Origin of the sequence: Paeniglutamicibacter sulfureus, assembly GCF_039535115.1 — a bacterium.
Classification (GTDB): domain Bacteria; phylum Actinomycetota; class Actinomycetes; order Actinomycetales; family Micrococcaceae; genus Paeniglutamicibacter; species Paeniglutamicibacter sulfureus.
The window spans coordinates 2,964,321-2,978,905 of sequence record NZ_BAAAWO010000001.1 but is presented as its reverse complement, the minus strand read 5'-3'; the positions used below and the strand labels follow the sequence as shown (position 1 = coordinate 2,978,905).

Genomic DNA, 14,585 nt, shown 5'->3' with positions numbered 1-14,585 from the left:
CGCCCTCCTTCAAAACGACTGTCGCTCCCCAGCGTACGCGCAGCGTCTTGGCGTCGGCAGGGGCGTCGGCGCGCGGGCCTGGGATCAGCTTTCGGGGCAGTATTTATCCCGGGCCATGGGAATGGGGGAATCGACGATCTCGCCCTCGTTCTCCGAGCAATCGAAGACTCCCCGCTCCTTGTCTTTCCAGCTGTTGACCCTTCCCTGGTCGGAGAGGTTTCCGCACTCCAGGGTGATCGGCACGGAGACTTGTCTTACGGCCTGGTAGCCCAGTGTCTTGGTTGGTTCCTCGATGGACTCAAGCAACTCCACAACGCCGTCCAGCCCTTCAATGCCGCCCAGCGTGGGGTAGCCGATGGTGTCGCCGATATCCTCGGTGAACCTACCGGTGGAAGGGCCGGCCCCGTCCCAACTGATCGTCGCTTCATAGCTCTCGCTGAGGTATTGCGTGGTTTTCTTCCCACCCGAGGTCGTGTCCAGTTCCATGGCTCCGATGATTCTCCAGTCCTCCTCGCGAGGTGGACCCGAGGTAATGACCGGATACTCGCAGCTCGCCCAATTGTTCGGGTCGCCTCCGGCTCTCTTGGCCGGTGCCGAGGGCGATGCGGACGCCGAGGGGGTTGGCGCCGGTCCGTCCAACGGAACGCATCCGGCCAGCAGCAGCATCGTTGCTGCCAGCGGCAGGATCGCCATCGAGGTCCTGCGGGCGCTGCGGCCGGTTGCCTTCACGGTGAACCCTTTCAACGATGTTTGCCCAAACCTACACCGGGATGCGCCGCCGAACCCGGCAACCCGGCTCAGGGCTGGCGCGGTGCGTCCCCGGGCTGCACCCAATAACCCGGTGGGGCGATCGCCGGTGCCGCCGCGGGCGGGACGCTGAGCCGCTGGATCTTGCGCCTGTTCGCCAGCCAGACGATGACCAGGACGAAGACCGTCGTGGTGGCCATCGATGCGATGAGGCTGGGCAGGTTGCTTTCGGTGACGCTGACATCGACCAGGCCGATGGCGCCCAGGGAGAAGATGGCGGAGTTGTTGACCACGTGCAGGGCAATGGCCGCCTCCAGCCCGCCGGTGCGCCACGTGAGCCAACCTGCGGCCAGAGCGAAGAAACCCACATCCAGCTGACCGTAGATGTCGTAGGCATGTCCCATCATGAAGAGGGGAATGGGCAACAGGATTGCGAAGGCTGGATGGCGCAGCCAGCCGCCCACCAGCTGCATCAGGTACCCGCGGAACACATACTCCTCGGCGGTGGCCTGGAACGGCACGAGCAGGATGGTCAGCCCGAGCAAGAGCCACATGTCCGGGGCGTTGAAATCCGGGCTGAAGCCGAGCCCGGACAAGGCGTCCACGACGAAGGTGATGCCGAAGCTTAGCCCCAGCACGCCGAGGGCAACCAACGCGCACAGCCCCAGCCAGCCCCAGCGCATGCGTCCGGCCACCGAGGTCAGCGATCCGACCTTCTGGACATTCATCATCCGGGTTGCCAGCAGGATCACCGGCAGCATCAGGATCAGGGAGACCATGGAGATGACAAAAACGAACGGGTCGGACATGTCGATCGAATCGATGGAGATCATGACTTCGTCGGCGGCACTCTCCAGTTCCGGGTTTCCGATGGCGACGAAGACAAAGACGATCGCAGCCAGCAGCAGTAGGCCCAGGTACAGGCCCAGGGCAATGAGCCCCACTAGCGGCGTCTTCCACCAGCGGTAGGCGGAGTAGGTGCGGGCCAGCCGGTGGAATGGCAGCGGTTCGGCCGGGACCGGGGGCGCCGGGGGCACCGGAACCCATTGGGCTGGGTGCTGGCCGGGCTGCGGGTTCTGTGCCGGGGGCAGTTGCGGCGGCGGGATCGTGTTCATGTCACCATTCTGTATCACCAGGGGCCCGTGGCGCCTCGCCAATTGGGACGATCTTTCCGCGGCCAGGAAGACGGTCCCACGTGGTCCTTTCGGTCGATACCGGGCCACGGGCCCCGCCGGTAACGTTAAGCCCATGACCACGGAACTCGAACCGACCGCCCCGCGCACCCGACTGCGCCGGTTCCTGTCCCAGGCCTGGCGCGTGGGTCTGGGCCTCGTGCTCGGATTCGTCTTCTTTTCCTTTGTCTACGAATCGTATTCGCCGGACTCCGAGGCGGACATGGACGCGGTGGGCCTGCTGGTGGGCCTGGACATGCTGTGCGGGCTGGCCGCCCTGCTGCTCTATCCCTTCCGCCATCGCTACCCGGTGCCCATCTCGGCGGCCCTGGTGCTGCTGTCGATTCCGTCCTCCATCGGCGCAGGGTTCGCTGTGCTGGGCGTGATTTCCCTGGCCACCCGGAGGAGGCCCTGGGAGATCGCGGGCATTTCGGCGATGTTCCTGGCCGCCGTGCCGCTGGGGGAGTACCTGGTGGGTGCCGAGCTGGTGGCGGAAGACGACACGACCACTTGGTGGCAAGTGGGCATCGTGGCATTGGTCATGGTCGGGTTGATGGTGCTTTTGGGGATGTACGTCGGGGGTCGGCGGCAGCTCGCCGTTTCCCTGCGCCGGCAAGTGCACAGTGCCGAGCGCGAACGGGAGGCACAGCTCCACGCGGCCAAGGCCGACGAGCGCACCCGCATAGCGCGCGAAATGCACGACGTCCTGGCACACCGGCTCTCGTTGGTCGCCCTGCACTCCGGGGCGTTGGAATTCCGCAGCGACCTGACGCCGGAGCAAACGAGGCAGACGGCCGGCGTCATCCGCGAAAACTCCCACCTGGCCCTGGGCGAGCTGCGCGAGGTGCTGGGGATGCTGCGCGACCCCAACACGCTCTTTGACGGCGAATTGGCCAGGCCGCAGCCGAACCTCGGGCAGTTGCAGGAAATCCTGGATGCCAGCCGTGCGGTGGGCACCGAAGTCCAGTTGGTCCTGGAAGCGGAAACGCGAGAACGCCTGGACGTCCTGTCCGAGTCCACCGGGCGCCACCTGTACCGGATCGTCCAGGAGGCGCTGACCAATGCCCGCCGGCACGCGCCCGGGCAAGACGTCATGCTGGAGATCGGAGGCCACGCGGAGGACCGGCTGTCCCTGCGCGTCTCCAACCGACTGACCGAGGTTCCGTCCCTCGTCTCGGGTGCAGGGTCCCTGCCCAGCTCGGGTCTGGGGCTGACCGGCCTGGCCGAGAGGGTGCGGCTGGCCGGCGGGGAACTGCAGATCGATCCGGGGACCAAGGGAGAATTCGTGCTGAAGGTGTGGCTGCCGTGGGGACAGTAGGCGAGTCGATTCGCATCATGCTGGTCGACGACGAGAACCTGGTGCGGGCAGGACTGCGCATGATCCTCGAATCCGACCCGCGCATCGATGTGGTCGGCGAATGCGCCGACGGCCGCTCGGCGGTGTCGATGGTCGCGGAACTGTCACCGGACCTGGTGCTCATGGACATCCGGATGCCGGTCATGGACGGGCTGGCCGCAAGCGAGGCCATCCTGCGGGCCAGCCCGGAGCAAAAGATCCTCGTCCTGACCACGTTCAACACCGACGACATGGTGCTTTCGGCGCTCAGGATGGGAGCCAGCGGTTTCCTGCTCAAGGACACACCGCCGGCCGAGCTCATGGAGGCGATCAACCAGGTTGCCGCCGGGCGCACCATGCTCTCGGAGTCGGTGACCAGGCAGCTCATCGCCGTTGCCGGCTCGCGGCCGGAATCCACCCGGCGCAACGCAGCACTCGAAAGGCTAGCTGTGCTCACCGAGCGGGAACGCGAGATCGCCGCGGCGATGGCGCGCGGCAGCTCCAACCAGGAAATCGCCGAGGAGCTGTTCATCTCGCTGGCAACGGTGAAAACCCACATCGGGAGGGTGCTGGACAAGCTCGACGCAGACAACCGCGTCCAGGTCGCGCTCTGCGTCTTCGAATCCGAGGACCGCTAGCGTCCCGGACTACAACACGGGAAGGGCGTAGTGGTCGGCGATCAGCTCCACGGTCCGGGTCTGGGCCTGGCGCGAGTGGCCGCCGACCACGAGCATCACTTCGTCGACCCCCGTCTGGCGGTGGAGCAGCTCCAGGCCCTGGGCCGGGTCCGCGGCGGTGCCGTGGAGCGTGCGGTCGGTCCATTCCTCGAGGATCGCGCGTTCGTGGTCGTTGGCCGGGTAGGCCGCGACCTCGTCCGGGGGCAGCATGGCAAAGGGCTTGCGCTGGAACATGCGCATCATCGCCATCGCCGTGGACGTGGACTGGCGGCGCGCCTCGGCCGGGTCGTTGTCGGCGATCGCGCCCACGCTGACCAGGCTGTAGGGCTGGTCCAGCAACGCCGAGGGCCGGAAGTTCTCGCGGTACAGCCGCATGGCCGTGACGACGTCGGCGCTGCCGAACTGCCGGGCGAAGGCGTAAGGGCGGCCGAGCTGGCCCGCCAGCTGCGCCGAGTACGGGGAGGAGCCCAGGATCCAGACCTCGGGATTCGTCTCGGGCCGCGGCACCCGGTTCTGTTCCGCCAGCCAGGGACCCGGCACGGCGTGGACGTCCCGGTACGGGTGCCCCTGCGGGAAGTCGTCCTCGATGAAGCCGAGCAGTTCCAGCACCTGCTGGGGGAAGTCGTCGTTGGCGTTGTGGCGCCGCCGCAGTGCCGCCGCCGTCTGCCCGTCGGTTCCCGGCGCGCGGCCCAGGCCGAGGTCGATGCGCCCCGGGGCGAGCGACTCGAGCATGCCGAACTGCTCGGCGATCACCAAGGGTGAGTGGTTGGGCAGCATGACGCCACCGGCCCCGAGCCGGATACGCTGCGTCTCGCCGGTCAGGCGGGCCACCATCAGCTGGGGCGAGGAGGTCACGGCACCGGGCATGGCGTGGTGCTCGGACATCCAGAAGCGCTCGAGGCCGCGCTTCTCGGCCAACTGCGCCAGTGCGATGATCTCCTCGAAGGTCTCCTGCGCCGTCTGCCCGACACCGGTGATGGCATTGTCGAGCACCGAAAAGACGAAGGGCGCGTTGCCCAGGGGGCGTGACTGGTTCATGGGTTCTCTCTCAATTATCACGGAAGAAGTATCAGATAGGCGTGATAGTCAGCCTACCGGCTTATCACGGGAAAATACAGCTGGTAACATGAGATCTATGTCAAGGATCCCGCTTCCCCCCGCGCCCGGCGCCGACGACCACCCGAGCCTCGCCCTGGTCAATAGCGTCGTGAGCCTTCCCGGCGGACGCGTGGCGGACGACCTGGGGAGCCCGGCCGAAGCCACCGCGTGGCTCGTCGGACAGCGACTGGTTCCGGCCGAAACCGCCCTGCTGGCCTATTGCCAGGACCAGCTGACGAAGTTGCGCGGAAATTTGCGCACCCTCTTCACCGCCCAGGTGGCGGGCGGCGCTCCGGCGCCGGAGGCAGTGGAGAGCGTGAACCAGGCGTTGGTGAAGGTGCCCAGCGCACCGCTGCTGCAGTATGACACCGGCAGCGGACTGCGCAGGGTCCTGCGACATCCCGTGACCCAACTGGTCGAACACGCCATGGCCCAGATCGCGGAGGACGCGGCCGCCTTGCTGACCGGCGGCCAGGCCGAGCTGATCGCACAATGCGAGGCCAGCTCCTGCGACCGGTTCCTGCTGCGGACGCACGCCCGGCGCTGCTGGTGCTCCACCCGCTGCGGCGACCGCGTGCGCGCGGCCCGGGCATACGCCCGCAAGCTGGGGCGGGCCCAGGCCGGCTGATCCCAGGCCCTCGTCGGGCGGCACCAGCGCCTGGGCGCCGGTATCCCTCAGGGTAAACCCGTACGCCGAAAGAGTGACTGTCGATTCCGTGAAGATCATCCGCTTGGGCGGCGACCGCGGAGGCGATCCTCCGTAACGTTGAAGACATGATCACAGCAACGGCACTGACCAAGAACTATGGCACCAAGCGTGCGGTGGACGGGATCTCCTTTACCGTCCAGCCAGGCAAGGTCACTGGATTCCTCGGCCCGAACGGCGCGGGAAAATCCACCACCATGCGCATGATCGTCGGCCTCGACCGGCCGACCTTCGGCAGCGTGAGCGTGAACGGCCGCAGGTACGCCGAACACCATGCGCCGTTGCGCGAGGTCGGCGCCCTGCTCGAAGCCAAGTCCGTCCACCGGTCGCGCAGCGCGCGCACCCACCTGCGGGCCCTTGCCGCGACCCACTCGATCCCCAATACCCGCGTCGACGAGGTCATCGAGCTCACCGGACTCGGTTCCGTCGCGACCAAGAAGGTCGGCGGCTTTTCCCTGGGGATGGGCCAGCGCCTGGGCATCGCCGTGGCACTGCTGGGCGACCCGCAGACGCTGATCCTCGATGAACCGGTCAATGGCCTGGACCCGGAGGGCGTGCTGTGGGTCCGGAACCTCGCCCGCCACCAAGCGGCACAGGGCAAGACGGTGTTCATCTCCTCGCACCTGATGAGCGAGATGGCGTTGACCGCCGACCACCTCATCGTCATCGGCCGCGGCCGGATCCTCGCCGATGCCCCGATCGAGCAAATCATTGACGGGGCGAATGTGCCCACCTGCAAGGTCAAGACCGATTCGGCCGAGGACCTGATGAATGCGTTGGCCGCGCAGGACGTTCACCTGACCCGAGTCGATGCGCAAACCATCCAGGTCGTCGGACTCGATGGCCGGGCAATTGCAACCCGCGCGATGGAATTGCAGATCCTGCTCCACGAGCTGACGCCCATCCAGCAGTCCCTCGAAGCCGCCTACATGGCGCTGACGCAGGACGAGGTCGAGTACCACTCCCACCTTGGCAACGAGCTTGCCGCCGCGACCACCGGAAAGCAGGACCAGCCATGAGCACCACGACCATGAAACGACCACGTACCGCCGCACCCGGTGCCGCCGGTGGCGGAAAGCTCAGCTTCGCCGGCGTTTTGCGCAGCGAGTTCATCAAGTTCTTCTCGCTGCCCTCCACGCTGATCCTGGTCATGGCCACCTTCGTGGCCATGACGGGGATCGCCGCGCTCGGCACCTGGGGCGTCGGTGCATCCCTGGAGGCCATGGCGTCCGAACCGGAAATGGCGGCGCAGATGGGGGACATGAATGTCCTTGCCGCCTCATTGCCTGTCAGCGGGCTGATGGTTGCCCAGTTGATCATCGGCGCACTCGCCGTCATGGTGATGAGTTCCGAGTTCGCGACGGGCTCGGCCCGTTCCACCTTCGTGGCGACTCCCACGCGGCAGCCGGTGTTCTGGGCCAAGACCCTGATGGTCACCATCGTTTCGGCACTCGTCGCGCTGGCATCGATCCTGTCCGCTTTCCTGGTCACCAAGCCGATCGCCGACAACTACAACCTTCCGCTGGACTTCGCCTCCGAGGCCTTCGGACGCAACCTCTGGTTCGGGGTGCTCTACGTCGTGATGGTCTCGCTGATCGGCCTGGCCTTGGGTGCGATGCTGAGGAATTCCGCCGGCGGCATCGTGGTGCTTGCAGCCCTCTTCTTCGTGCTTCCCATCACCGTCGACGGGCTCTCAGGCATGGTGGAATGGCTGGCCGATGCCGCTCGATTCCTACCCGACCACGCCGGAACCGCGCTGATGCAGATCCCAGGCGCCGAAGGGGCCCTGGAGACCTGGGCCGCCGGCCTCGTGGTCGGTGCCTGGATCGCCATCCCGCTGGCCGCCGCCGCAATGTTGCTGCAGCGCCGCGATATCTAGAACCGGCCATTGGTCGATAGGCTCAGGGACATGAGTGAAAACACGGCGCCGCTCGACTCCGGGGACCCGGAGGCGAGCCTTGCCGAGATCTCGGCACAGCGCATCGGACCGCTGCGCGGATTCATGCGCCGCCGGCCGCTACTGGTCGACACCGCCGTGGTGCTGCTGTACCTGCTGCTGACCGGGCCGAGCCTGGCCGAGGCGGCGCTGGCGTCCCACTGGCCAACCCTCGGGTTGCTCGCGCTCACCGGCGCCTCGCTGTTCTTTCGCCGCAGCCGGCCCATGTTCGTGCTGATCGTGGTGGTGCTCTTCGAGACCGTCGCGACCCTGCTCGACTCCTCGTATTTCGGCGGCAGCGCCGGGCTGTGGATCGCACTGTATGCGGCATCCACCAAATATGCCGCCCGGCGCATGTTCGCGCTCACCGTACTGATCACCGCCCTGCAGGGGCTGGTTTTCGTCATGCTGGGGCTGCCGTCCATGTTCACCGATTCCCCGGAGGACCAGGCTGCCCTGGCCGAAATCGGCGGACGCACCCTGACGATCACGCTGTCCCTGGCGTTCCTGCTGGGCACCAATGCCGCGGCAGTGGCCATCGGTGCTGCGGTGCGCAACAACCGGCTGCACGAGGCCGAGCTGGACAACTGGGCCAAGCGGGTCCAGACCCTGGCCCAGGTGCGCGAACGCACCCGCATTGCCCGCGAGATGCACGACGTGGTCGCGCATTCGCTTTCGGTGATGATCGCCCTGTCCGACGGTGCAGCGGTGGTGCTCAAGCGCGACCCGGCGCGGGCCGGGGAGGTTCTGGGCGAGCTCTCCGGCACCGGGCGCCGCGCCCTGGCCGACATGCGGCGGGTCATCGGGGTGCTGCGCACCGGGGACGGGGTCTCGCTGGAACCGCAGCCCGCAGGCGGATCCCTCGAAGAGATGCTGGCAGGCTTCCAGGTGGCCGGCCTGCCGCTGCGCTACACCCAGTCCGGTCCCGCCCTGCCGGACGACGCGACCTTCCAGCTCACCGTCCACCGCATCATCCAGGAATCCCTGACCAATGTGCTGCGCTATGGGCGCAACGTGAGCGCGGTGGAGGTCACCGTGCACCGGCTGCGCGACGATGTCACGGTGCGGATCCACGACGACGGCACGCAGCAGGAAGCGCGTCGCGAGATGATCGGATCGGCCCAGGGCATCCGCGGCATGAAGGAGCGCGCGGCACTCTTCGATGGCACGCTGCACGCCGGGCCCGCATCCCGCGGCGGCTGGTCGGTCGTGGCCAGGCTCAAACTGCCGCACCAGACCCCATGTTCCGGGGACCCCGCGACGTCCCAGGCCAAGCGCCCGACCCCCAAGTCCCAACACCAAGGAACGTGAGAACAACACCCATGTCCGAAACCACTTCCACCTCCTCCGCCCGCATCGGGGTGCTGCTGGTCGATGACCAACCGCTGCTGCGCATGGGCTTCCGGCTCATCCTTGAGGGCGAGGACGACCTCGAGATCCTCGGGGAGGCCTCCGACGGGGCCGACGGCGTGCGGCAGGCCATCAAGCTAAAGCCCGACGTGGTGCTCATGGACGTGCGCATGCCCACCATGGACGGCATCGAGGCCACCGCCCGCATCGTGCGTGAACTGCCCGAGGCGAAGATCATCATCCTGACCACCTTCGACCTGGACGAATACGCCTTTTCCGGGCTGCAGGCCGGGGCCAGCGCCTTCCTGCTCAAGGACGTGGCACCCGAGGAACTGGTGAATGCGGTGCGCCTGGTGGCCTCCGGCGACGCGGTGGTGGCCCCCCGGGTCACCGCCCGGCTGCTGGAAACCTACGTGCGCGACGGTGCCCCGAACCGTTCCAGCGCCCCGGCACCGGAACGCGACCCGCTGCTGGGGGACCTGACCCCGCGCGAGCTGGAGGTGCTTGGGGCCATGGCCGAGGGGCTGTCCAACGCAGAGATCGCGCACCGCTTCTTCCTTTCCGAGGCCACGGTGAAGACCCACGTGCGCCGAATCCTGACCAAGCTGCACCTGCGCGACCGCGTGCAGGCAGTGGTCTACGCCTACGAGACCGGGCTGGTCATCCCCAGCCAGGGCCTGGACTACTAAGGACAAGCGACCATGAACTCGGAATTCCTGCGCAGCCCCTGGCTGCTGCTGGCCGTGGTGCTGGGGGTCCTCGGGGCCTTCCTGCTCACGCTCTTCGCCCTGCCCGTTCCCGGTTGGGCTAGCATCGTCCTTGGGGTCGGCGCCCTCGTGGTGGCACTGCTCCGCACCCGCACCTAGGGTGCCCCGGCCGCCCACCCCGGTCCGGCCCGCGCACCACACCCGCACGCCCACGAGTCCAAGGGAACCTTGAATGTCCAGCGCAGCCATCGAGCACATCAACGACCTGTCCGCCTTCGTCGCCGCCTCGCCGTCCTCCTTCCATGCCGCCGCCGAGGCGGCGCGCCGGCTGGCCGCGGCCGGCTTCACCGAGCTCTCGGAGTCCGAGGCCTGGGAGCCGGGCCCCGGCGGGCACTACGTGCTGCGCGACGGGGCGATCATCGCCTGGGTGCAGCCCGTCGACGCCACCGCAACCACCGGTTTCCACATCGTGGGCTCACACACCGATTCGCCCTCCTTCAAGCTCAAGCCCAAGCCCACCACCGGGGCCCACGGATGGCTGCAGGCGGGAGTGGAGGTCTACGGTGGCCCGCTGCTGAATTCCTGGCTGGACCGCGAGCTGCTGCTCGCCGGACGCCTGGTGCTGCTTGACGGAACGGAGGCGCTGGCGCGCACCGCTCCGATGCTGCGCTTCCCGCAGCTGGCCATCCACCTGGACCGGACCGTGAACGACGGTCTCACCCTGGATAAACAACAGCACATGAACCCGGTGTGGGGGATCGGGAACCCGGCAGAGGCCGACGTGCTGGCGGTGCTGGCCGAATCGGCCGGCGTGGATGCGGCGGAAATCGGCGGCTATGACGTGGTGGTCGCCGATGCGCAGCGCGGCGAGGTCTTCGGGGGCTCCAACGAGTTCTTCGCTTCCGGGCGCCTGGACAACCTCTCCTCCGTGCACGCCTCGCTCACCGCCCTGGTGCACCACGCGGCAGCGGGCACCGGCGAGCACATCGCCGTGCTCGCCGCCTTCGACCACGAGGAGATCGGCTCGGCCTCGCGCTCCGGTGCGTCCGGCCCGTTTCTGCAGGATGTCCTCGAACGCATCGGGCACGGACTGGGCGCCGACACCCAGGACCGCAACCGCGCCTACTCCGACTCGGTCTGCCTCTCGGCCGATGCCGGGCACTCGGTGCACCCGAACTACCCGGGACGCCACGATCCGGCCAACCGCCCGCTGCTGGGGGCCGGTCCGCTGCTGAAGATCAACGCCAACCAGCGCTACGCCACCGACGCGGTGGGAGCCGCGCTCTTCGCCAGGTTGTGCGCGCAGGCAGATGTCCCGTACCAGGAATTCGTGTCCAACAACCAGATGCCGTGCGGGTCGACCATCGGCCCGCTGACCGCCACCAGGCTGGGCATCCGCACGGTGGATGTGGGGATCCCGTTGCTGTCGATGCACTCGGCGCGCGAGATGTGCGGCGTGGCCGATCCGCTGCGCCTGGCGAAAATCTCCGAGGCGTTCTTCGCAGCCTGAGAGTTCGCCGGGAAGCGCGCGGTTAACACCGGGTGGTTACCCGCTGTTAACCGGTCCGTGCTTTGCTCGCGGACATGATTGCCGAGCCGAAGCCACCACGCCGTTTCCTGCCCGAGGTCCAGTCGCTGCGCGCCGTGGCCGTGCTGCTGGTCGTGGCCTACCACCTCGAACCACGCCTGGTCCCGGGCGGTTTCATCGGCGTCGACGTGTTTTTCGCGATCTCCGGTTTCCTGATCACCGGGCACCTGCTGCGCGAGGTCCGCAAGACCGGCCGCATTGACCTGCCGGGCTTCTGGGCGGCCCGGGTCCGGCGGATCCTGCCCGCCGCGTTCGCGGTGATCCTCGCGGTGCTGGCTGCCACCATGGCCTTCCTGCCGGCCACGCAGTGGAAGACCGTGGGCACCGCGGCCCTTGCCTCGGCATTCTCGGTGGAGAACTGGGTGCTGGCCGCCGACGCCGTGGACTACCTTGCCGCCGATGCAGAGCCCACCGCGCTGCAACATTTCTGGTCCCTGGGGGTGGAGGAGCAGTTCTACCTCGTCTGGCCGTTGCTGGTGCTGCTGGCCGTATGGGTGGCCCGGTCCCTGCGTGGCATCGGGGCCCGGGAACGCGTCGGCCGCCGGGAAACCAGCGGCGGCCTTCCCCGCACCGCTCTCCTGCTGGTCTTCGGCATCGTCATCATCGCCTCGCTGGCCTACTCGATGGGGCTGGTGGGTTCGGGAAATCCTGCGGCCTACTTCATCACCCCCGCCCGCGTCTGGGAAATGGCCGCCGGTGGCCTGTTGGCGCTGCTGCTCGCCCCGCCCGAACCCGGGCTGGCGGCACGCGGCGCTCGATGGCTCGATGTCCCCGGCGTGCGGACGACGCTGGCCTGGGGCGGCTTTGCAGCCATCGCGGCGGCAGCCTTCGGTTTCGATGCCGGCACACCCTTCCCTGGGCTGTCGGCAGCGCTGCCGGTCGCCGGAACCCTGGCGGTGATCCTGGCCGGCCAGACCAGTGGAGTCCTGGCCCCGCAAAAACTCCTGGAACTGCCCGCGGTGCAATGGGTGGGCAACGTGTCCTACTCGCTGTACCTCTGGCACTGGCCTGCGCTCACCTTCTTCCTGTTCTTCGCCGAGGACGAGCCGGGACCCGCCCAGAGCATCGGGTTGCTGGTCCTTTCGCTGCTGCTTGCAGGTGCCAGCCACCGCTGGATCGAAACCCCGGTGCGGACCCTGGCCCCGCTCGCCGCCTCGAACTGGCGTGCACTGGGTGCCGGTGCGGCCGCCCTGGTCCTGGTCGCGGCACTCGCGGTGGCCCCCGGGACGCTGGCCGAGCGCGAGATCGCAGCACAGGAACGCGCTGTCGCCACCCTGCTGGCCGCCCCTCCGGCAGGGTTTGGCGCGGCGTCGGTCCCGGCCGGTGCCCCCGCCTACCTGGAGGGCCAAAAACAGATCGTCCCGGTCCCCGCCGACGCAGAGCACGACCTGCCCGACCTGGGAGAGTGCGTGCAAAAACCGAAGTCACCTATCACCGTCGAATGCGCCAAGGGCGCCAAGGACGGATCCCTGACCGTGGCCCTGGTGGGCGACTCGCATGCCACGCATTGGTACCGGGCGATGGAAGAGACCGCCAAGGAGCAGGGCTGGACACTGCTGACCTACCTGAAGAACTCCTGCCCGTTCAACGCCACCAAGCGCACCGCCGAGGCCGACGGCAGCATTTCCTGCCACCAGGCAAACGAGGACACGCTGGAGCGCATCCTGGAACGCGGGGACGTGGACGCGGTGTTGACCAGCCACTGGGCCGGGGCCACCTTCGAAAAGGGGGCCGCAGAGGGTTTCGCCGAGTATTGGGGCAAGCTCGAGGACGCCGGCATCCGGGTCTACCCGATCATCGACACCCCGCGACCCGGAACGAAGTCCTATGCACGGGACTGCGTGGCGCAGAACCCGGACGAACTTGCCACCTGCGGCGCCCCGGTGTCCGAGGCCTTTGAGGCCAATGACTACACGCTGGCCGCGGCCGGGTTGGAGCCACGTGCGGGGGTGCTGGATTTCTCCGACCAGTTCTGCGCTGACGGATTCTGCCCCGCCGTCATCGGGAACGTGTTGGTATACCGGGACAAGCACCATGTCTCTGACACCTATGTACGGACGCTGGCCCCGGTCTTCGGCGAACGGCTTGAGGCGTTGCTTCGCGCCGACGGGCTTATCGACCCCGAGCGGTGAGCCCGGGTGATGCACCGCACCCGGCGTAGTCGGGCGCGGCAGTGATTTTCCGCTAGAATGGTTGAGGCTGTTTCTGCCGCGCCCGGCAATCGGGTTGTGGCGACAGCAAATGCAAAGAACCTCCTGTTGCGGAAATGCCGTGACCGTTTAGCCCAAAGGAGGTGGGTTCACATGCGTGCTTATGAATTGATGGTGCTGATCGACCCCGAGGTCGACGAGCGAACCGTTGAACCAACCCTCGGTAAGTTCCTCGATGTTGTCCGTAACGATGGTGGAACCATCGAGAACGTTGACATCTGGGGCCGTCGCCGCCTGGCCTACGACATTCAGAAGAAGAATGAGGCCATTTACGCGGTAGTTAACTTCACCGCCACCCCCGCTACTTCCGCAGAGCTTGATCGCCAGCTGGGCCTCAATGAGACCATCATGCGCACCAAGATCACCCGCCCGGAAGAGGCAAAGGTCGTTGCAGAGTAATTCTGCTCTTCGATCTTCGTAGAACAACACTTTAGGAGGCTCCAATGGCAGGCGAGACAGTCATTACGGTTATTGGTAATTTGACCGCTGACCCGGAACTGCGTTTCACCCCGTCAGGATCGGCAGTGGCGAACTTCACCATTGCTTCGACCCCGCGAACCTTCGACCGCCAGACCAATGAATGGAAGGACGGCGACACGCTGTTCCTCCGTGCGTCGGTGTGGCGTGAGGCTGCCGAAAACGTCGCCGAGACGTTGACCAAGGGCATGCGCGTCATCGCCCAGGGCCGCCTCAAGTCGCGTTCCTACGAAACAAAGGAAGGCGAAAAGCGTAACGTCACCGAGCTTGAGGTCGATGAAATCGGCCCGTCGCTGCGTTACGCTTCCGCAAAGGTCACCCGCACCCAGCGCTCCGGCGCCGGCGGTGGTGGTGGCTTTGGTGGCCAACAGAACGCAGGCGCAAATGCCGGCGGCTTCAGCGGTGGCAACCAAGGCGGCGGCGGTGGATTCGGTGGCGGCAACGCTGGCGGAAACTCCGGCGGCGGCTGGAATGCACCGGCGAACGATCCATGGGGTGCTCCTGCCGGAGGAAACAACGGCGGATGGGGCAACCCGGGTTCCGACGAACCACCCTTCTAAACAAAATTATTCACCATCCCG

At 67.1% G+C, this 14,585-nt stretch carries 15 protein-coding genes; 12 read left to right on the top strand and 3 right to left on the bottom strand.

Features of this window, described 5'->3' with window-relative positions; all coding sequences use genetic code 11:
- Positions 1–84 precede the first annotated feature (84 nt).
- Complete coding sequence (locus ABD687_RS13630) at positions 85–729, bottom strand: hypothetical protein (protein ID WP_310290343.1); 645 nt, start codon at positions 727–729, stop codon at positions 85–87.
- A gap of 68 nt (positions 730–797) precedes the next feature.
- Positions 798–1,862, bottom strand: coding sequence for a CPBP family intramembrane glutamic endopeptidase (locus tag ABD687_RS13625; protein ID WP_310290346.1), 1,065 nt, complete (start codon positions 1,860–1,862; stop codon positions 798–800).
- Between the two features lie 133 nt (positions 1,863–1,995).
- Here ABD687_RS13625 and ABD687_RS13620 point away from each other — a divergent pair, with 133 nt between their 5' ends.
- On the top strand, positions 1,996–3,237 hold the full coding sequence (locus ABD687_RS13620; RefSeq protein ID WP_310290349.1) for a sensor histidine kinase: 1,242 nt from the start codon (positions 1,996–1,998) through the stop codon (positions 3,235–3,237).
- Positions 3,225–3,893: a response regulator gene (locus ABD687_RS13615; RefSeq protein WP_302263651.1), complete on the top strand. Its 669-nt coding sequence runs from the start codon at positions 3,225–3,227 to the stop codon at positions 3,891–3,893. The genes ABD687_RS13620 and ABD687_RS13615 overlap by 13 nt, the downstream gene beginning before the upstream one ends.
- Before the next feature lie 9 nt (positions 3,894–3,902).
- On the opposite strand, the gene ABD687_RS13610 is transcribed toward ABD687_RS13615, so the two are convergent.
- Positions 3,903–4,970 carry an LLM class flavin-dependent oxidoreductase gene (locus ABD687_RS13610; protein ID WP_310290352.1) on the bottom strand — a complete coding sequence of 356 codons (1,068 nt, stop codon included), beginning with the start codon at positions 4,968–4,970 and terminating at the stop codon, positions 3,903–3,905.
- A gap of 88 nt (positions 4,971–5,058) precedes the next feature.
- On the opposite strand from ABD687_RS13610, the gene ABD687_RS13605 reads away from it, so the two are divergent.
- The 10 genes from ABD687_RS13605 to ABD687_RS13560 all read left to right on the top strand — a co-directional run bounded on the left by ABD687_RS13605 (position 5,059) and on the right by ABD687_RS13560 (position 14,564).
- Entirely contained in the window at positions 5,059–5,658 is a 600-nt protein-coding gene (locus tag ABD687_RS13605; protein WP_310290356.1) for a CGNR zinc finger domain-containing protein, read from the top strand.
- 146 nt (positions 5,659–5,804) lie between these two features.
- Entirely contained in the window at positions 5,805–6,755 is a 951-nt protein-coding gene (locus ABD687_RS13600) for an ATP-binding cassette domain-containing protein (RefSeq protein WP_302263654.1), read from the top strand.
- On the top strand, positions 6,752–7,615 hold the full coding sequence (locus ABD687_RS13595; RefSeq protein ID WP_310290358.1) for an ABC transporter permease: 864 nt from the start codon (positions 6,752–6,754) through the stop codon (positions 7,613–7,615). The genes ABD687_RS13600 and ABD687_RS13595 overlap by 4 nt, the downstream gene beginning before the upstream one ends.
- Positions 7,616–7,645: 30 nt before the next feature.
- Positions 7,646–8,983: a sensor histidine kinase gene (locus tag ABD687_RS13590; RefSeq protein WP_310290361.1), complete on the top strand. Its 1,338-nt coding sequence runs from the start codon at positions 7,646–7,648 to the stop codon at positions 8,981–8,983.
- An 11-nt stretch (positions 8,984–8,994) separates the two neighbouring features.
- Positions 8,995–9,711, top strand: coding sequence for a response regulator (locus ABD687_RS13585; RefSeq protein WP_264271121.1), 717 nt, complete (start codon positions 8,995–8,997; stop codon positions 9,709–9,711).
- 12 nt (positions 9,712–9,723) lie between these two features.
- The gene (locus ABD687_RS13580; protein ID WP_264271122.1) at positions 9,724–9,888 is read left to right on the top strand and encodes a hypothetical protein; all 165 of its coding nucleotides are present in this window, start codon (positions 9,724–9,726) and stop codon (positions 9,886–9,888) included.
- Between the two features lie 73 nt (positions 9,889–9,961).
- A complete protein-coding gene (locus ABD687_RS13575) occupies positions 9,962–11,239 on the top strand; it encodes a M18 family aminopeptidase (protein ID WP_310290367.1) in 1,278 nt (425 codons plus the stop codon).
- 74 nt (positions 11,240–11,313) lie between these two features.
- Complete coding sequence (locus tag ABD687_RS13570) at positions 11,314–13,449, top strand: acyltransferase family protein (protein ID WP_310290370.1); 2,136 nt, start codon at positions 11,314–11,316, stop codon at positions 13,447–13,449.
- A gap of 171 nt (positions 13,450–13,620) precedes the next feature.
- Complete coding sequence (rpsF, locus tag ABD687_RS13565; RefSeq protein ID WP_071213679.1) at positions 13,621–13,926, top strand: 30S ribosomal protein S6; 306 nt, start codon at positions 13,621–13,623, stop codon at positions 13,924–13,926.
- 44 nt (positions 13,927–13,970) lie between these two features.
- Positions 13,971–14,564 carry a single-stranded DNA-binding protein gene (locus ABD687_RS13560; RefSeq protein ID WP_264271125.1) on the top strand — a complete coding sequence of 198 codons (594 nt, stop codon included), beginning with the start codon at positions 13,971–13,973 and terminating at the stop codon, positions 14,562–14,564.
- Positions 14,565–14,585 lie beyond the last annotated feature (21 nt).